The 16,802-nt window shown below is 64.1% G+C and carries 15 protein-coding genes; 6 read left to right on the top strand and 9 right to left on the bottom strand.

All coding sequences use genetic code 11. The features are described 5' to 3' along the window. Positions 1 to 59: 59 nt before the first annotated feature. Both OO258_RS09960 and OO258_RS09955 read right to left on the bottom strand, forming a co-directional pair. A complete protein-coding gene (locus OO258_RS09960; protein ID WP_266030140.1) occupies positions 60 to 1,352 on the bottom strand; it encodes a PQQ-dependent sugar dehydrogenase in 1,293 nt (430 codons plus the stop codon). Further along, positions 1,349 to 1,777, bottom strand: a complete 429-nt coding sequence (locus OO258_RS09955; RefSeq protein ID WP_110744162.1) for a DUF2231 domain-containing protein — start codon at positions 1,775 to 1,777, stop codon at positions 1,349 to 1,351. The genes OO258_RS09960 and OO258_RS09955 overlap by 4 nt, the downstream gene beginning before the upstream one ends. Before the next feature lie 249 nt (positions 1,778 to 2,026). Between OO258_RS09955 and OO258_RS09950 the strand changes: the two genes are divergently transcribed. Continuing rightward, positions 2,027 to 2,317, top strand: a complete 291-nt coding sequence (locus OO258_RS09950) for a hypothetical protein (protein WP_266030138.1) — start codon at positions 2,027 to 2,029, stop codon at positions 2,315 to 2,317. Between the two features lie 15 nt (positions 2,318 to 2,332). Here OO258_RS09950 and OO258_RS09945 read toward each other — a convergent pair whose 3' ends face one another. Next, positions 2,333 to 3,145: a class I SAM-dependent methyltransferase gene (locus OO258_RS09945; protein ID WP_266030137.1), complete on the bottom strand. Its 813-nt coding sequence runs from the start codon at positions 3,143 to 3,145 to the stop codon at positions 2,333 to 2,335. 284 nt (positions 3,146 to 3,429) lie between these two features. Beyond that, complete coding sequence (locus tag OO258_RS09940; protein WP_110744165.1) at positions 3,430 to 5,616, bottom strand: OsmC domain/YcaO domain-containing protein; 2,187 nt, start codon at positions 5,614 to 5,616, stop codon at positions 3,430 to 3,432. 243 nt (positions 5,617 to 5,859) lie between these two features. On the opposite strand from OO258_RS09940, the gene OO258_RS09935 reads away from it, so the two are divergent. The 4 genes from OO258_RS09935 to OO258_RS09920 are packed head-to-tail and all read left to right on the top strand — an operon-like array spanning position 5,860 to position 10,994. Then, entirely contained in the window at positions 5,860 to 6,315 is a 456-nt protein-coding gene (locus OO258_RS09935) for a (2Fe-2S)-binding protein (RefSeq protein WP_012271943.1), read from the top strand. Then, positions 6,315 to 8,564: a xanthine dehydrogenase family protein molybdopterin-binding subunit gene (locus OO258_RS09930; protein ID WP_266030136.1), complete on the top strand. Its 2,250-nt coding sequence runs from the start codon at positions 6,315 to 6,317 to the stop codon at positions 8,562 to 8,564. Before OO258_RS09935 ends, OO258_RS09930 begins: the two co-directional genes overlap by 1 nt. Positions 8,565 to 8,581: 17 nt before the next feature. After that, positions 8,582 to 9,925 (top strand): c-type cytochrome, encoded by a 1,344-nt coding sequence (locus tag OO258_RS09925; RefSeq protein ID WP_266030135.1) that lies wholly within the window; start codon positions 8,582 to 8,584, stop codon positions 9,923 to 9,925. 49 nt (positions 9,926 to 9,974) lie between these two features. Further along, positions 9,975 to 10,994, top strand: coding sequence for an XdhC family protein (locus tag OO258_RS09920; RefSeq protein WP_266030133.1), 1,020 nt, complete (start codon positions 9,975 to 9,977; stop codon positions 10,992 to 10,994). A gap of 16 nt (positions 10,995 to 11,010) precedes the next feature. Here OO258_RS09920 and OO258_RS09915 read toward each other — a convergent pair whose 3' ends face one another. The 3 genes from OO258_RS09915 to OO258_RS09905 form a co-directional block, all read right to left on the bottom strand. Beyond that, positions 11,011 to 11,799 carry a substrate-binding periplasmic protein gene (locus tag OO258_RS09915; RefSeq protein WP_266030131.1) on the bottom strand — a complete coding sequence of 263 codons (789 nt, stop codon included), beginning with the start codon at positions 11,797 to 11,799 and terminating at the stop codon, positions 11,011 to 11,013. A 185-nt stretch (positions 11,800 to 11,984) separates the two neighbouring features. Beyond that, entirely contained in the window at positions 11,985 to 12,185 is a 201-nt protein-coding gene (locus OO258_RS09910) for a DUF1289 domain-containing protein (RefSeq protein WP_266030130.1), read from the bottom strand. A gap of 8 nt (positions 12,186 to 12,193) precedes the next feature. Further along, entirely contained in the window at positions 12,194 to 12,511 is a 318-nt protein-coding gene (locus tag OO258_RS09905) for a hypothetical protein (RefSeq protein ID WP_266030129.1), read from the bottom strand. A gap of 316 nt (positions 12,512 to 12,827) precedes the next feature. Here OO258_RS09905 and OO258_RS09900 point away from each other — a divergent pair, with 316 nt between their 5' ends. Next, positions 12,828 to 14,573 carry a BCCT family transporter gene (locus tag OO258_RS09900; RefSeq protein WP_266030128.1) on the top strand — a complete coding sequence of 582 codons (1,746 nt, stop codon included), beginning with the start codon at positions 12,828 to 12,830 and terminating at the stop codon, positions 14,571 to 14,573. A gap of 51 nt (positions 14,574 to 14,624) precedes the next feature. Here the strand turns inward: OO258_RS09900 and OO258_RS09895 are convergent, their stop codons facing one another. Continuing rightward, positions 14,625 to 15,287, bottom strand: a complete 663-nt coding sequence (locus tag OO258_RS09895; RefSeq protein WP_110744174.1) for a response regulator — start codon at positions 15,285 to 15,287, stop codon at positions 14,625 to 14,627. Then, complete coding sequence (locus OO258_RS09890; RefSeq protein WP_266030126.1) at positions 15,284 to 16,678, bottom strand: ATP-binding protein; 1,395 nt, start codon at positions 16,676 to 16,678, stop codon at positions 15,284 to 15,286. Before OO258_RS09890 ends, OO258_RS09895 begins: the two co-directional genes overlap by 4 nt. Between the last annotated feature and the right edge of the window lie 124 nt (positions 16,679 to 16,802).

Here is a 16,802-nt window from a genome sequence, read left to right as displayed (position 1 = left end):
AACGTTCACGCGCCAACAAGCATAGCCATCCCCGGCAAGGTTGCCGGGGATGGCCTGGCTCAGCGGTTACGCGTGACTCGCCACAGGGTGTTGGCCAAATCATCGGCAATGATCAACGCCCCACGCGGGTCCACCGTCACCCCCACCGGCCGGCCACGGGTCTTACCGTCCTCACCGCGAAAGCCTGTCGCAAAATCGATCGGGTCACCCGCCGGCTTGCCATTGCTGAATGGCACGAACACCACCTTGTAGCCCACCGGGTTGGGCCGGTTCCAGCTGCCGTGCTCACCCACGAACACACCGTCGGCGAAGCGCTCGCCCATGGCCGGGATCGAGAAGTCGACACCCAATGCCGCCACGTGCGAACCCAGGCTATAGTCCGGCTTGATCGCTGCCGCTACTTTGTCCGGATTCTGCGGCCGCACCCGCTCGTCCACATGCTGCCCCCAGTAGCTATAGGGCCAACCATAGAAACCACCTTCGCGTACCGAACTCAGGTAATCAGGCACCAGGTCGGGGCCCAATTCATCCCGCTCGTTGACCACCGTCCACAACTGCCCGGTCTGCGGCTGGATGGTCAATGCCGTCGGGTTGCGCAGGCCAGTGGCGTAAGGGCGGTGCGCGCCGGTTTCGGCATCCACCTGCCAGACCATGGCGCGGTCGATCTCCACTTCCAGGCCACGCTCGGTGATGTTGCTGTTCGAGCCGATACCCACGTACAGATAGCGACCATCCGGGCTGACTGTCAGCGCCTTGGTCCAGTGGTGGTTGATCTCGGCCGGCAGGTCGGTGACCTTGGTTGGCGGGCCGTCGGCCTGGGTCTGGCCTGCCTGGTAATCAAAGCGTACCAGCGCGTCCTGGTTGGCGACATACAGCTTGCCATTGGCGTAAGCCAAGCCGTACGGTGCGTTGAGGTTCTGCGCGAATACCGTCTGCATCTCGTAGCTGCCATCACCATCGGCATCGCGCAGCAGCGTCAGGCGGTTACCGCCCTTGACCTGGGTATTGCCCTTGGCCTTGATCTGGCTGGCGATCACATCCTTGGGCTTGAGCTTGGCCGCGCTACCGCCCCGGCCCTCGGCCACCAGGATGTCGCCATTGGGCAACACCAGGCTCTGCCGCGGGATTTTCAGGTCGGTGGCGATGGCCGTTACGCTGAAGCCCTCAGGCACGGTCGGTTTCTGGTCACCCCAGGAAACCGGCTGAGCAATCTTCATGCTCGGCAGCAAGCCGCGTTGCGGCTCCGGTAACTTCGGGTCGGGGCCATGTGCCTGGGTCGGCTCGCCGTCGCCACCACAGGCAGTCAGCAAGACCGCCACGCCCAATAGGCCAAGTGCGTGAACAGGCTTCATGCCACACCTCCCGAACGCAGGTTGCTCAAACCGGTCCACGCGGCCACCACCGCGAGCACGGTCACGATCACCGACAACACCAGCCCGGCAGGCATCACCGCCCAGGCGTCCTTGGCATGTTCAAACGCATTGATCAGCCCAAGCACCCAGGTCACCAGCAGCAGCACGAAGTACAGCGTAGGGCGCCCGCCCTTGGGCTGGGCACGGATCAGGTTGGCCAGCGCGAACAACAGTGCCAGCCCACAGAACACCAGGCCACCGGCAATCAGCCAGGCGGCGAAGTTACTCCACTGGATCTGGTAGCTGTTGTAGTAGGCGACATCGCTCAGCAGCGCGCCCAGGAACAACGGCACACTGCCTGCCAACAGCAGGGCGTGCAGCGGGCTGGGCGTACAGCGGTAGAGGGTTTGGTCAGATACGGTCACGGTGCCTCCCTTTCATTCAGTGACCCAGGGCTGATGGGCTTGTGCCATCAGGCGAGCGCAACGTGCGCTTAGCAAGGGAGCACCTTGACGACGCGATAGTTCACCGCTTCGCTCAAATGGAATAGGGTGGAGGGGCGGGTTCACCCGTAAAGGTCGCAACACGGAGCATGGCACCGCCGTTGCCATTGACCGCGAGTGAACACACGCCGGCAGATGACAGCGGCCCTGCTGACACCGAGGAGACAACGCATGAGCAGCAAACCGATTGGCCCATGCCCACCCTGGGTGCTGACCACCCTGCTCGCCCTCAGCCTGGCGCTCACGGCTGGATGCTCCAGCAAAGCCCGCTATGCCACACCTGCGGTGGGCTCCAACTGCTTCGCCAAAGCCGTGCCCACGACCGGTGAAGGGGGGCTGGCCTGGGGCAACACACTGAGCATTGCCCGGCAGAAATCAATGAACAATTGCATACGCTATGCCAGCCGCTCGGGGGGCGCGCCGAGGACTTGCCAGGTGGTGATGGCCAAGTGCAAGAACTGAACAGCCGGCCAACTGCTACCTCCGGGTGAGCACCACCTCAAGGTATTCACTCGGTACCACCAACGACGAAGGGCCGGCGATGTTGCGTTCATCCAGCAACTGGGTCAGGTCCCTCTCCAACTCCCTGGCCGCCTCCTGCTCCAGCGAAGCGAACGCCTTGTGCACCGGCCCATACCAGGTGCGGAACACCTCGATGAAATGCGCTGGCGAGCGGTAACGGAAGTTGAACTGCTGACGGCTGACCTGCACGTCACCCAACGCCCCTTCGAACAGCACCCGCAACTGCTCCTCATCGCCCCAGCGTGACGGCGGTAGTGCGCCGGCTGGCGGCGGCACGTGCCGCCCGAGGACCTTGAACATCTGCCCGACGAAGCCTTGTGGGGTCCAGTTGGCCAAGCCTATGCGCCCACCAGGCCGACATACTCGCGCCAACTCACGGGCGGCCTGCGCCTGGTCTGGGGCGAACATCACCCCGAAGGTGGAAAGCACTGCATCGAAGGCCCCATCGGCAAACGGAAGCGCTTCGGCATCGGCAACCTGGAACAGTACATTCAGGTGTTCGGCCCGGGCCCGCTCCTCACCACGCTTGAGCAATTCGGGCACATAGTCGGTGGAGGTAACGCGGCAACCGCGACGGGCAGCGGCCAGGGTGGCATTGCCATTACCGGCGGCAACATCCAGCACCTGCTCGTCCCAGCGCAGGTCACAGGCTTCGGCCAAGCGTTCGCCGACCAGTTGCAGAGTGGTGCCGATAACCGCGTAATCGCCGCTGGCCCAGGCGGTTTGCTGGCGGGCTTTGAGGGCATTGGTATCCAAAGGGGTGCTCATGGTCTGCGCCTTCTAGTCGTGCGCGGCCGAGGTCCTTCTGGCGGTGTACGCGCCGTGGATCGAGGAGTGGGGGCAAAAACAGTACGCGCTTGGCAGGCGAAGCAGCAAGACCAAATGGGGATAAAGGCAAGATTGAAGCGATCTATGAAGGCGGCTGCCTGTATCGCCGGCAGGCCAGCGCCCGCAGAACTGCAACAGGGCTGAGGCCTGCGCGACACCTGTGGGTGCTGGCTTGCTGGGGATGAGGCCGGTAACACCGGCCCCTACCGAGCGAACAGCGGTCGTCAGGCGAGCTTGGCCCGGGCGGCATGCAGTTTCTTGTAACTCTCGATCAGGCGCAGGTGGCGATCGAGGCCTTCGAGTTTCATGCTGGTCGGGGTCAGGCCATGGAAACGCACGCTGCCATCCACCGAGCCCAGCACCGCGTCCATGCGCGCATTGCCGAACATGCGGCGGAAGTTGGCTTCGTAATCTTCCAGCGCCAGTTCGTCATCCAGCTGCACTTCCAGCACCACGTTCAACGCCTGGTAGAACAGGCCGCGCTCGACGGTGTTGTCGTTGAACTGCAGGAACGCTTCGACCAGTTCCTTGGCATCTTCAAAGCGCTGGACTGCCAGGCAGATCAGCAGCTTCAGTTCAAGAATGGTCAACTGGCCCCATACCGTGTTCTCGTCGAACTCCACGCCAATCAACGTGGTGATGGTGGTGTAATCGTCCACATCGCAGTTGTCCAGGCGCTTGAGCAACAGTTTCAGCGAGCGGTTGTCGAGGCTGTGCAGGTTGAGGATGTCGGCGCGGAACGACAAGGCGCGGTTGGTGTTGTCCCAGATCAGGTCCTCGACCGGGTAGATTTCCGAGTAGCCCGGTACCAGGATGCGGCAAGCGGTGGCGCCAAGGTTGTCATACACCGCCATGTACACTTCCTTGCCCAGGTCTTCGAGGATGCCGAACAGGGTCGCGGCCTCCTGCTGGTTGGAATCCTCACCGTGCCCGGAGAAGTCCCACTCGACGAATTCGAAATCCGCCTTGGCGCTGAAGAAGCGCCACGACACCACGCCGCTCGAGTCGATAAAGTGCTCGACGAAGTTGTTCGGCTCGGTCAGTGCGTGGCTTTCGAACGTGGGTTGCGGCAGGTCGTTCAGGCCTTCGAAGCTGCGGCCCTGCAGCAGTTCGGTGAGGCTGCGCTCCAAGGCCACTTCCAGGCTCGGGTGGGCACCGAACGAGGCGAACACGCCGCCGGTGCGCGGGTTCATCAGGGTCACGCACATCACCGGGAACTCACCACCCAGCGAGGCGTCCTTGACCAGCACCGGGAAACCCTGTTCTTCCAGGCCCTGAATGCCGGCGACGATCGCCGGGTACTTGGCCAGGACTTCGTGTGGCACATCCGGCAGGCACAGCTCACCTTCGAGGATTTCGCGTTTCACCGCACGCTCGAAAATTTCCGACAGGCACTGCACCTGTGCCTCGGCCAGGGTGTTGCCGGCGCTCATGCCGTTGCTCAGGAACAGGTTCTCGATCAGGTTGGACGGGAAGTACACCACCTGCTGGTCGGACTGGCGCACGAACGGCAGCGAGCAAATACCGCGCGCGGTGTTGCCCGAGTTGGTGTCGTACAGGTGCGAACCACGCAACTCGCCGTCCGGGTTGTAGATCTCCAGGCAGTGCTCGTCGAGGATCTCGGCCGGCAGCGCGTCGCGCGGGCCCGGTTTGAACCACTGCTCGTTCGGGTAATGCACGAACGGCGCATTGGCCAGGTCCTCGCCCCAGAACTGGTCGTTATAGAAGAAGTTGCAGTTGAGGCGCTCGATGAACTCACCCAGCGCCGAGGCCAGCGCGGCTTCCTTGGTGGCGCCCTTGCCGTTGGTGAAGCACATCGGCGACTGCGCGTCACGCACGTGCAGCGACCACACGTTAGGCACAATGTTGCGCCACGAGGCGATCTCGATCTTCATCCCCAGCCCGGCGAGGATGCCCGACATGTTGGCGATGGTCTGCTCCAGCGGCAGGTCCTTGCCGGGGATGTAGGTGCTGGTGTCCGACACCGGCATCAGCAGGCCCTGGGCATCGGCGTCGAGGTTGTCGACCACTTCGATGACGAACTCGGGGCCGGTCTGCACCACTTTCTTGACAGTACAGCGGTCGATGGAACGCAGGATGCCCTGGCGGTCTTTATCGGAAATGTCCTCGGGCAACTCGACCTGGATCTTGAAGATCTGGTTGTAGCGGTTTTCCGGGTCGACGATGTTGTTCTGCGAGAGGCGGATGTTTTCCGTAGGGATATCGCGGGTCTGGCAGTACAGCTTGACGAAGTAAGCCGCGCACAAGGCCGAAGACGCCAGGAAATAGTCGAATGGGCCTGGGGCCGAACCATCGCCTTTGTAGCGGATGGGTTGGTCGGCGATCACCGTGAAGTCGTCGAATTTGGCTTCGAGACGGAGATTGTCGAGAAAGTTGACCTTGATTTCCATGCGGGATTACCGTGATTTAAGCGTGCAAAACGAAATTGCCGGCATTATCCGGGTTTTCACAGCGGAAGTCCTGTTTGACTGCCACGCTTGCGCATTCCACCGGATTGCTTGCCCGATCCTCTGAACCTGCATCCGCAACCAGACCAGCGGTCACCCCCCTGTGCTAGCGTTTGCAAGTTGGGAACAACGTATTCCCACTCGAAAATTACACAGCGACAACAACCGATGACTGGCAGGTGAACCATGGAACTACGCATCAACCAGAAGACCTACCAGGTCGAGGCAGACGCCGACACGCCCCTGCTGTGGGTGATTCGCGATGATCTGGGGCTGACCGGTACCAAGTATGGCTGCGGCCTGGCCCAATGCGGCGCCTGTTCGGTACTGGTCGACGGCAACGTGGTACGCGCCTGCGTCACCCCGGTGGCCGGCGTGGTCGGCCGCGAGGTCACCACCATCGAGGCTATCGAGGCTGATGCCGTCGGCAAACGGGTGGTCGCGGCCTGGGTCGAGCACCAGGTGGCGCAGTGCGGCTACTGCCAGTCCGGCCAGGTGATGGCGGCCACGGCGCTGCTCAAGCACACGCCCAAGCCGAGTGATGCGCAGATCGACGCCGCCATGGTCAACCTGTGCCGCTGCGGTACCTACAACGCCATCCATGCCGCCGTGCATGACCTGGCCCAAGGGGAGCAGGCCTGATGAACACGCCCGTCGATACCCCCGCCGAACTGCTCAGGCTGCAGCTCGGCGAAACGGTCAACCTCTCACGCCGGCGCTTTCTGGCCGGCACTGCGGTCGGCGCCCTGGTGCTGGGTTTTGGCCTGCCCATGGGCGCGGCGCGCGTGCAGGCAGCAGCTGCGTCAACTGCAGAACGCGGTACCCAGGTGCCGGCGTTTCTGGAAATTCGCCCGGATGGCACGGTGCGCCTGCTCAGCCCGTTCATGGAGGGCGGGCAAGGTCCGTTCACTGCCATGGCGCAGATCGTCGGTGAAGAACTGGACGTCGACCCGGCCCAATTCGTGGTCGACAGCGCGCCCCCCGGCGAAGCCTATGTGGTGATGGAAAACGGCATGCGCATCACCGGTGGCAGTATGTCAGTACGCATGAGCTACCCGACCATGCGCCGCCTGGGTGCCCTCGCCCGGGCCATGCTGTTGCAGGCAGGCGCCGAGCAACTGGGCGTGCCGATCGAGGAGCTCTCCACCACCCCGGGTAACGTGGTACATACCACGACTGGCCGTTCGCTGCCCTATGGCGAACTCGCTGGGCGCGCCATGGACCTGCCGGTGCCTGACCCGGCCAGCGTCAAGCTGCGTGACCCCAGCCAGTTCCGCTGGATCGGCAAGCCCGTGCGCCGCCTGGATGCCTACGACAAGTCCACCGGCAAGGCCCAGTACTGCATCGACATCAAGGTTGATGACATGCTCCACGCCGCCGTGCAGCACGCACCGCGCCTGGGCATGACCGTGGGCAGCCTGCGCAACGAAGCACAGGTCAAGGCCATGACAGGCGTGCATTCGGTGCATCAATTGCCAGGCGCCGTGGCGGTGGTCGCCGAACGCTGGTGGCACGCCAAGCGTGCCGTAGAAGCCCTCCAGGTGGACTGGAAAGAGCCAGCCGCCGACAGCAAGCTGCGGCCGATGCCGGCCGACTTCTCCAGCGACGGCTGGCGCGAGCACCTGGCCTCGGTCGACGGCCCGGCCCGGGATGAAGAGAACGAGGGGGATATCGCCGGCGCCCTGGCCAATGCCAAGACCAAGGTCGAGGCCAGCTACCACAACCAGTACCTCAACCATGCCCAACTGGAACCACCGTCTGCCCTCGCCCGCTTCAACGCCGATGGCACCCTCGACGTGTGGCTGCCCAACCAGGCACCGGATATGTTCCGTGACGACATTGCCAAACGCACCGGCCTGGAAACCGGGCAGATCAACCTGCATTCGCCATTGCTGGGCGGCTTCTTCGGCCGCCACTTCCTGTACGACTCGGCCAATCCCTACCCGCAGGCCATAACTTTGGCCAAGGCGGTGGGCCGGCCGGTGAAACTGATCTGGAGCCGCGAAGAGGAGTTCCTGCGCGATGTGCTGCGCCCGGTCGCCGTGGTGAAATTCCGCGCCGGGCTGGATGCCGATGGCATGCCGGTGGCGATCGAAGCGGTAAGCGCCACCGAAGGCCCGACGGAGGCCCTCGCTGGCAAGCAAGGTGACAAGATCGACCCGACCGCGCTTGAAGGGCTGTCGGGCAAGGCCTACGCCATTGCCAACAAACGCATCGCCCAGATATACGTCAAAGGCCCGGCCATGCTCGGTTACTGGCGTTCGGTCGGTAATTCGCTGAACGACTTCTTCTACGAATCATTCCTGGACGAACTGGCTGACAAAGGCGGCAAGGACCCATTTGAACTGCGCCTGCACCTGCTGCGCGACAACCCGCGCCTGACCAACCTGTTGAATGCAGTGGCCGACTTGTCCGGTGGCTGGAAGCGCGGGCCTTTCACTGCCGAAGATGGCAGCAAGCGGGCACGTGGCGTGGCCATGGCCTCACCGTTCGGCTCGGAGGCTGCAGTCATCGCGGAGGTGTCGATAGAGAACGGCCAGGTCAGGGTGCACGATATCTGGCAAGCCATCGACCCGGGCAGCATCGTCAACCCGGCGATCATCGAGCACCAGGTCAACGGCGCTGTCGCCCTGGGCCTTTCGCAGACGCTGGTGGAAGAAGCGGTGTATGTCGACGGCAAGCCGCGCGCGCGCAATTATGACCTGTACCCGATCCTGCCACCTTCGCGCATGGCCCGGGTGCATGTACGCATTGTCGAAAGCGGGGCGAAGATGGGCGGTATCGGTGAGCCACCGCTGCCCGCAGTGGCGCCAGCGGTAGCCAATGCGGTCGCGCAGCTTACCGGCCAGCGCGTACGCAGCCTGCCAATGAGCCGTCACACCTTCAGCTAGCGCACAAGGAATGCCCCATGACCCACCGTTTCGCAAGAACCGCTGGCTGGCTGGCGCTGCCGTGCCTGGTCGCGGCAGGCCTGCTGGCCTGGTATGTCACCCGCGAGCCCGCCTCGCCGTTTACCGATGCACAGGCCAGCACTGCCGACCCGGCGCTGGTCAGCCGGGGCGAGTATGTAGCCCGGCTGAGCGATTGCGTGGCCTGCCACAGCGTGCCAGGCGGCAAGCCGTTTGCAGGCGGGCTGCAAATGGCCACGCCGCTGGGGGCCATTCATGCCACCAACATCACCCCCGACCAGGGCACGGGTATCGGCAACTACAGCCTGGCCGACTTCGACCGCGCCGTGCGCCATGGTGTCGCCCCCGCAGGTCGGCGGCTTTACCCGGCCATGCCCTACCCGTCCTATGCCAAGCTCAGCGATGACGATGTGAAGGCGCTTTACGCGTTCTTCATGCACGGCGTACAGCCAGTGAAGCAGGCCAACCTGGCCAGCGACATCCCCTGGCCGCTGAACCTGCGCTGGCCCATCGCACTGTGGAATGGGCTGTACGCCGCCAACACGCCGTACGCCGCCAAGGCCGGTCAGGACGCACAATGGAACCGTGGCGCCTATCTCGTCCAGGGGCCCGGCCACTGCGGCAGTTGCCACACCCCACGCGGCCTGGCCTTCAACGAAAAAGCCCTGGATGGCAGCGGCGAATCGTTCCTCGCCGGCGCATTGCTCGATGGCTGGTACGCACCCAGCCTGCGCACTGACCACAACACCGGGCTGGGGCGCTGGAGCGAGGCGGAAATCGCCCAGTTCCTGAAAACCGGCCGCAACCGGCATGCGGTGGTGTTCGGTTCGATGACCGAGGCGTTCAACAACTCCACGCAGTTCATGACTGACGGCGACCTGGCTGCCATTGCCCACTACCTGAAGTCGCTGCCGGGCGACCCGCAGCGTGATGGCCCACCGTGGCAGTATCAGGCAGAATCGGCAGCCGTGCGGCTCGACACGCCGGGGGCGCACACCTACGTGACCCGCTGCGCCTCGTGCCACGGCCTGGATGGCAAAGGCCAGGCCGAATGGATGCCGCCGTTGGCCGGGGCCACGTCGGCACTGGCGCAGGAGGACGCCTCGGCGATCAATATCACCCTGAACGGGTCGCAGCGGGTGGTGACTGCCGGGGTGCCGGATGCCTACCGCATGCCGGCTTTCCGCGAACAGCTGGGGGATCAGGAGATTGCCGAGGTGCTGAGCTTTGTGCGTTCAGCCTGGGGTAACCATGGTGGCGCGGTGAATGCGCAGGCGGTGGGCAAACTGCGCGGGCATACCGACCCGGCCAGCAGCAGTCCCATCATCTTGCATATGCGCTGACGCCGGGTGCCTGTGCCGGCCTTTGAATATCCGGGTTAATGGAGCCCCAATGGAAAGCATCGACCTGCTGGTCCTACGCACCACCCGTGACTGGCTCGCCGCCGGCCACCGCGCCCTGCTCGCCACCGTTGCCCGCACCTGGGGCTCCTCGCCCCGCCCGGTCGGCTCGATGATGGCCTTGCGCAGCGATGGCCGGGTGGTGGGCAGTGTTTCCGGCGGCTGCATCGAGGACGATCTCATCCATCGCTACACCCGTGCCTACGGCGGCCCGGGCATGCCCACCAGCCTGCCCCAGGTGGTGCGCTATGGCGTCAGCGCCGATGAAGCCCATCGCTTCGGGCTGCCCTGCGGCGGCACTCTCGAACTGGTGCTGGAGTTCGCCCCTTCATTACCGCACCTGGAGCAGCTGCTGGCCTGCCTGGATAGCGGGAGCCTGGTACGCCGCGACCTCGACCTGCGCAGCGGCGCAGCCAACCTCACTGCCACTGCCACACCTGAACTGTTCAGTTTCGATGGCCAGCGCCTGCTCAGCACCCTCGGCCCCGGTTACCGCCTGCTGCTGATCGGTGCCGGGGCACTGGCCGAGTATCTGGCCACCATGGCCTTGTTCAATGGCTTCAGCGTTTCGTTGTGCGACCCGCGCCCGGAGTACACGGCGGGTTGGAGCATCGCCGGGGTCACCTTGCTGCCCGGCATGCCGGACGATGTGGTCCGCGCCTTCAGCGCAGATGTGCGCAGTGCCATCGTCGCCGTCAGCCACGACCCCAAGCTGGACGACCTGGCGCTGCTCGAGGCCTTGCACAGCCCGGCGTTCTATATCGGCGCCATTGGCTCGCGACGCAACAGCCAGCTGCGCCGGGAGCGGCTGATCGAGCACTTTGGGGAAAGCGAAGCATCGCTGCAGCGCCTGCACGGTCCAATCGGCATCTATATCGGCAGCAAGACCCCGGCGGAAATCGCCGTCAGCGTCATGGCCGAGATTCTTGCGGCCAAGAACGATGTCAGTTTGCCCAGCGCCGTCGACGTGACCAAGGCCAAGGAAGCCAAACAGCTGGCGCAGTCCCTGTAAAAGCGCGCACAGGCAGTTATTGCCAGCGCTCCAGGTTCTGCTTCACCAGTTGCTCGGGCAAATCTCCACTCACGATCTTCGCCATCTCGCGCGCCAGTGCCTCGCGCAACTGCGGCCGGTTGCAGGGCGAATCGTGCGAAATTGCCAGGTACAACCCTTCGCTGGACACAGGGGGCTGCAGCACCTGCACAGTGCCTGCAATACCCAAGGTCCGCGCCAGCGCCATGCCGGGGTACTGCTCGTACACCACGTAATCGCTGCGCTTGTGCATCAATTTCTCGAACGCCTGCCGGGCGCCGGGCACCGCTTCGAGGGTGAGGTTGGCATGGGCGTAGTCATCGAACTGCTGCCCGTGGCTGTTATTGACCAAAGTACCGCCCTTGCGCCCCTTGAGGTCGGACCATTGCCGGTAGGCGAAGGCATTGTCCTGACGCACCCAGATCACGCTGGGGGTGTACAGGAACGGCGGGGCAATGAAGTCCATCTGCTGGCGGCGCGCGTCGGTCTGGAAATAACCGGCGAGCAAGTCGATACGCCCGGTGCGAACTTCTTCCTGGGCACGCGACCACGGCCCTCCGTAGACCACCTCGACTTCGAGCCCCAATTGCTTGCCCAGGTACTTGAGCAGGTCGGCATTGGCACCAATCAATTGCTGAGGGTTTAGCGGGTCACGCCACAGGTAGGGCGGGTATTCAGGGTTACCAGTAGCGGTCAGCCGTCGGCAGGCATCGTCCGCTACCGCCGCCAGGGGCAGCAGCGACAGGCACAACAGGAGCAGGGCGTGGCGAAAGCAACGCTCGATCATCTACGACCCTCGGCACATGTAACATCCGGCGACCCCGCGCGGTGGCCAAAGGCTGCCACCTCCTGTGGTCGACTGCAGCAATCATCGATGCGTGCCAGAGACAGTCTGGACCATCAGCGGCGAGGAGGACAGCCTTTCATCGGCCAGAAGCACTGTGTGGGGGGGGCGTTCGCGGGCCTGCGCGCTCAGTCGGCACTCTGCCGCTTGGCCGCTTTCTTGGTGATGGCCTTCATACGCGTCGCCGCGCGTTGCACGGTGGCCATCTTCTCGGGGCGCTTCATGCCCCGCCATTTGCGGATTTCTTCTCGGGTACGGCCGCAGCTCACGCACAGCTCGCTATTGAGCTGGCATAACGAAACACAGGGGTTGTCGATGTCTTTGGCCATGCCACCACTCAGCCAGTCAATTCTGCCCGTGCACGCTCGCCGGCGTTATTGAATACCTGGCGCACTTCCTCGGCCTTGCCCTTGCTCACCGAGTGGGCAGCCACGAGTTCATCGACCACGCGCAGCCCCTGATCCACTGCAGTGGCCAGTTGCTCGGCATCGGAGGCGTCAGCGATATCACCCAGATAAGGAGCGATGAGGTACACGTAACGGTCCTGCAGCTTGAGTGTTTCCAGCGCGTCGAGGGCTTTCTGGAACCGATCGGCAGCGGCAGGGCTCATGCTCAATTTATCGAAATGAATCAGGCTCACACGGTCAGTGGCCATGTTGACGAATCTCCGTTTCCTGGTACGGCCAGGCCCACAGGCAGCAGCGCTTCTACGCGGCTCGAATGTGCGGGCCGGGGTAATGCCCATCAGGGTACCAGAAGCCGAGGCAGAATGGGCCACTGCCCCCAGAACTAAAAGTATTTGCCAAGTCGCGCAATGGACGCCCCAGGGCGTTATCGGGACAGGTGCCGCCGTTTACCGCGCAGGATAATCGCGCCAGCACCTCACCCCGCCGAGGCCATCAGCGCCCTCGGTAGCCCACACAACAACAAGCCTGCCCGCGCAGGTAAGCCACTCAGGGGCCTCATCATTCATGGCAAAGGAACACATCAACGAAACACTCGACCTTGGCGTGACCGACCCCTCGAAAACCGCAGAAGCCCGCCAAGACCGGCATTTCGAGGGCAAGCTGGACTGGATCGTCTTCGGTTTCACCAGCCTTTTGGCCATCGCCTTCGTGCTCTGGGGCCTGTTCAACCAGGCCAGCCTGGCCAACAGCGCCTCAGGTGCACAATCCTGGGTCATCCTGAATTTCGGCTGGTTCTTCGTGCTCACCTCCACGCTGTTCGTGGTGTTCGTGCTGTGGCTGGCGGCCAGCCGCTATGGCCGGGTACCGCTGGGCCGTGATGGCGAACAGCCAGAATTTCGTACGGTGTCGTGGGTGGCAATGATGTTCAGCGCCGGCATGGGCATTGGCCTGATGTTCTTCGGCGTGGCCGAGCCCCTGTCGCACTACGTGTCACCACCGCCAGGTTCGGCCAGCGGGCAGACCAGCGAAGCGATGCAGGTGGCGATGGCCACGACACTGTTCCACTGGACCCTGCACCCTTGGGCGATGTACGCCATCGTCGGCCTGGTGATTGCCTATGGCACCTACCGCCGGGGCCGCTCACAGTTGATTTCTGCCGCGTTCCGGCCATTGATCGGCAAGCACGCCAACGGCCCGCTCGGCCGCCTGATCGACATGATGGCGATCTTCGCCACGCTGTTCGGTTCAGCCGCCTCGCTGGGCCTGGGTGCCCTGCAGATTGCCGGTGGCCTGGAGTACAACGGCTGGGTCGAAAGCCCCGGCAAGCTGTTCTACATCTCGATCATCACCCTGCTGACCGTTGCCTTTGTGTCCTCGGCGGTGTCGGGCATCGGCAAGGGCATCCAGTGGCTGTCCAACATCAACATGGTGCTGGCGCTGGTGCTGGCGGTGTTCGTGTTCATGGTCGGGCCGACCCTGCTGATGCTCAACCTGCTGCCGACCTCGCTCGGCATCTATATCAAGATGCTCCCTGAGATGATGGCCCGCACCAACGCCAGCGGCGGTGAACAGATGGACAGCTGGCTGGCCGGCTGGACCGTGTTCTACTGGGCCTGGTGGATATCCTGGACGCCATTCGTGGGTATGTTCATCGCCCGCATCAGCCGCGGCCGCACCATCCGCCAGTTCGTTACCGGGGTACTGCTGGTACCGAGCCTGGTCAGCCTGGTGTGGTTCACCGTGTTCGGCGGCGCCGCCATCGATGCACTGCGCGAAGGCGCGTTCCAGCTGGCCAACGGCGCGGTCAACAGTAACCATGCGCTGTACCAGTTGCTTGACAGCTACCCGCTGGCTTCGGCGACCTCGGTGCTGGTAATGGTGCTGGTGGGTATCTTCTTCGTCTCCGGTGCCGACGCGGCCTCGCTGGTGATGGGAACGCTGTCGGAACATGGCACCACCACGCCCTCCCGGCGCACGGTGATTTTCTGGGGCGCGCTGACCGGCACGGTGGCGGCGATCATGCTGGCGATCGGCGACCCGCGTGACCCCGGAAAGGCGCTGACCGGGCTGCAGAACCTGACCATCGTCGTGGCCCTGCCGTTCGTGGTGGTGATGGTGCTGCTGTGCCTGGCGCTGTACCGCGACCTGCGCAAGGACCCGATGATGCTGCGTCACCTGCGTGGCAACGAACTGATCGAAAAGGCCGTGCTGTACGGCGCCGTGAAACATGGCGAGGAGTTCTACATCGTGGTGCAGGAAAAGAAGGCTTCGCTGAAACCGGCGGCAGCAAGCGAAATGTCCGAAACCTGACCCTTGAGGCCTGGGCGGTCCCCTGCAGGACCGCGCAAGCTTTCACACGGGTTATTCGAACTCCAGGCTATACCCCACCCCATACACCGAGCGGATCGGGTCATGCGCCGGGGTAATCGCGGTCAACTTGCGCCGCAGGTTCTTCACATGGCTGTCCACCGTGCGGTCAGCCACCACCCGGTGGTCCTGGTAGATGTGGTTCATCAACTGGTCGCGCGACAGCACCTGCCCCGGGCGCACCGCCAGCGCCGCCAGCATGCGGAACTCCACGGGCGTGAGTTCCAGTGCCACACCCCGATAGCGTGCCTGGAACGCCCGAGCATCCAGCTCCAGGCCGAGGCTGCCAGGCTGCTCGCCACTGCGGCGCAGCACCGCCTTGACCCGCGCCACCAGCTCACGCGGCGAAAACGGCTTGCAGATATAGTCGTCCGCGCCCAGTTCCAGGCCCAGCAGGCGGTCGATCTCGTCGACACGGGCAGTCATCATGATCAACGGCACGCGGCTGAAACCGCGGAGCTCGCGGCAAATATCCAGGCCGTCACGGCCCGGTAGCATCAGGTCGAGCAACACCAGCGCGTACTGGCCCTGGCGAATGGCCGGAATCACCCCCAGGCCGTCGGCCAGGTGCTCGACGCTATAGCCGCCCGCGCGCAGGTAATCGCCCACCAATGCCGCAAGCTTGGGCTCATCTTCCACCAGCAGAATCCGGCTCATGCCTGCTCTCCCGCGACCGGCAAGGTCAACGCCAGCAACAGCCCACCCATGGCCGAGGCTTTGGCCGTCAACCGGCCGCCATGCACCTCGGCGATACCACGGCAGATCGCCAGGCCCAGCCCGGTGCCGCCACTGGCGCGGTTACGCGAGCGCTCAGCCCGGTAAAAACGCTCGAACAGGCGCGCCAGCGAGGCACTGTCCACGCCGGGGGCGGTATCTTCACACTGCACCAGCACCTGATCCCCTTCCTGGAGTGCCCGCAACACCGTGTGGCCACCGGCATCGGTGTAGCGGCGACTGTTCTCCAGCAAATTGTGCAACAACTGGCCCAGGCGTGCCTCGTCGCCCAGTACCCACAACGGCTCCCCGGGTATTTCCACACGCAGTTCCAGGCCACGCTCGGTGAAACCGGCCTGAAAGGCTTCGGCAACAACCGACAACAGCACGCACAGGTCGATGCGTTCACGGCGATAGGTGGGGCCACCCACCTCGGCCAGTGACAGCTCGAACAGGTCGTCGACGAGCTTGCTCAGGGCCCCCACTTCGCCTTGCAGCGACCGCAAAGCATTGCCATCGAGCGGGCGAATGCCGTCTTCCATGGCCTCCAGTTCGGCGCGCATCACCGCCAGCGGCGTGCGCAGTTCGTGGGAAATATCGGCCATGAAGTCGCGCCGCAGGCGCTCGTTGCTGGCCAGCGTGGCGGCCATGCGGTTGAAGTCCTCGGCCAACTGCCCGGCTTCGTCCGCCGAGCGCACCGGCAGCTGGATGGCGTAATCACCCGCCGCCAGGCGATGGGTGGCGCTGGCCACTTCCCGAATCGGCCGCAGCAAGGCGCGGCTCAACCACCAGGCGATCACCGCCGTGGCCAGCAGGCAGGCCAGGCCGATCAGCAGGCTTGAGCGCAGTTGGTTGAGCTGGAAGCGCTGGTCGCCAATGCTGGTCACCGACTGCAGCGGGGCCAGGGCCATCCAGCCGACCACCTGGCCCTGATGGCGAATGGGCCGCAGCAGCATGTCGGCGGGCGCTGCCTGGTAGCCGATGATCGGCTGGCGCCCGCTGTCGAGTAAGGCAAAGCGGACGAACGCCCCGGTCAGGTCCGAGACGGTCAGCTGGCTGGGGTCGAAGACCTTGTCTGGCTGGGCGTCGTCTGGGCGCAGCAGCTCGAACCACTGGTCCTTGTCGCGGCGGATGAAATCCCAGCTGCCATGGCGCGCATAGGCCTGCTCGACCCGCGGCACGATGCGCTCCATGCGTTCTTCCGCCTGTTGGTTGAGGTAGCCGAGAAAACCGTATTTCAGGCTCAGGTAGGCGGCAAACACCATGCCCAGCACGGCGAATGCGCACACCGCGAGCATGGCGAAGAAGAACTTGCGCGATAGGCTGACTTTCATGGCACCGCCGGCACATTGGAATGGCCCGTATTGAAGCGCGCACGCCCGGGTGCCGCAAGGCATGCCGGGCAATCTCCTTGCTTTCTGCACATTGCCTGCACAATTGCCGAGCACGCTGGTGGCC

The sequence above is a fragment of the Pseudomonas sp. DCB_BI genome, assembly GCF_026240995.1.
Lineage (GTDB): Bacteria > Pseudomonadota > Gammaproteobacteria > Pseudomonadales > Pseudomonadaceae > Aquipseudomonas.
Note: the sequence above shows the minus strand (reverse complement) of the source record. Positions and strands in the feature narration are given on the sequence as shown.

What these genes read in the sequence shown, in the direction of transcription:
- OO258_RS09915 (WP_266030131.1), bottom strand. Translation starts at nt 11,799, where the DNA reads ATGATCGAGCGTTGCTTTCGCCACGCCCTGCTCCTGTTGTGCCTGTCG.
- OO258_RS09925 (WP_266030135.1), top strand. Translation starts at nt 8,582, where the DNA reads ATGACCCACCGTTTCGCAAGAACCGCTGGCTGGCTGGCGCTGCCGTGC.
- OO258_RS09900 (WP_266030128.1), top strand. Translation starts at nt 12,828, where the DNA reads ATGGCAAAGGAACACATCAACGAAACACTCGACCTTGGCGTGACCGAC.
- OO258_RS09910 (WP_266030130.1), bottom strand. Translation starts at nt 12,185, where the DNA reads ATGGCCAAAGACATCGACAACCCCTGTGTTTCGTTATGCCAGCTCAAT.
- OO258_RS09940 (WP_110744165.1), bottom strand. Translation starts at nt 5,616, where the DNA reads ATGGAAATCAAGGTCAACTTTCTCGACAATCTCCGTCTCGAAGCCAAA.
- OO258_RS09920 (WP_266030133.1), top strand. Translation starts at nt 9,975, where the DNA reads ATGGAAAGCATCGACCTGCTGGTCCTACGCACCACCCGTGACTGGCTC.
- OO258_RS09890 (WP_266030126.1), bottom strand. Translation starts at nt 16,678, where the DNA reads ATGAAAGTCAGCCTATCGCGCAAGTTCTTCTTCGCCATGCTCGCGGTG.
- OO258_RS09905 (WP_266030129.1), bottom strand. Translation starts at nt 12,511, where the DNA reads ATGGCCACTGACCGTGTGAGCCTGATTCATTTCGATAAATTGAGCATG.
- OO258_RS09930 (WP_266030136.1), top strand. Translation starts at nt 6,315, where the DNA reads ATGAACACGCCCGTCGATACCCCCGCCGAACTGCTCAGGCTGCAGCTC.
- OO258_RS09895 (WP_110744174.1), bottom strand. Translation starts at nt 15,287, where the DNA reads ATGAGCCGGATTCTGCTGGTGGAAGATGAGCCCAAGCTTGCGGCATTG.
- OO258_RS09935 (WP_012271943.1), top strand. Translation starts at nt 5,860, where the DNA reads ATGGAACTACGCATCAACCAGAAGACCTACCAGGTCGAGGCAGACGCC.
- OO258_RS09950 (WP_266030138.1), top strand. Translation starts at nt 2,027, where the DNA reads ATGAGCAGCAAACCGATTGGCCCATGCCCACCCTGGGTGCTGACCACC.
- OO258_RS09960 (WP_266030140.1), bottom strand. Translation starts at nt 1,352, where the DNA reads ATGAAGCCTGTTCACGCACTTGGCCTATTGGGCGTGGCGGTCTTGCTG.
- OO258_RS09945 (WP_266030137.1), bottom strand. Translation starts at nt 3,145, where the DNA reads ATGAGCACCCCTTTGGATACCAATGCCCTCAAAGCCCGCCAGCAAACC.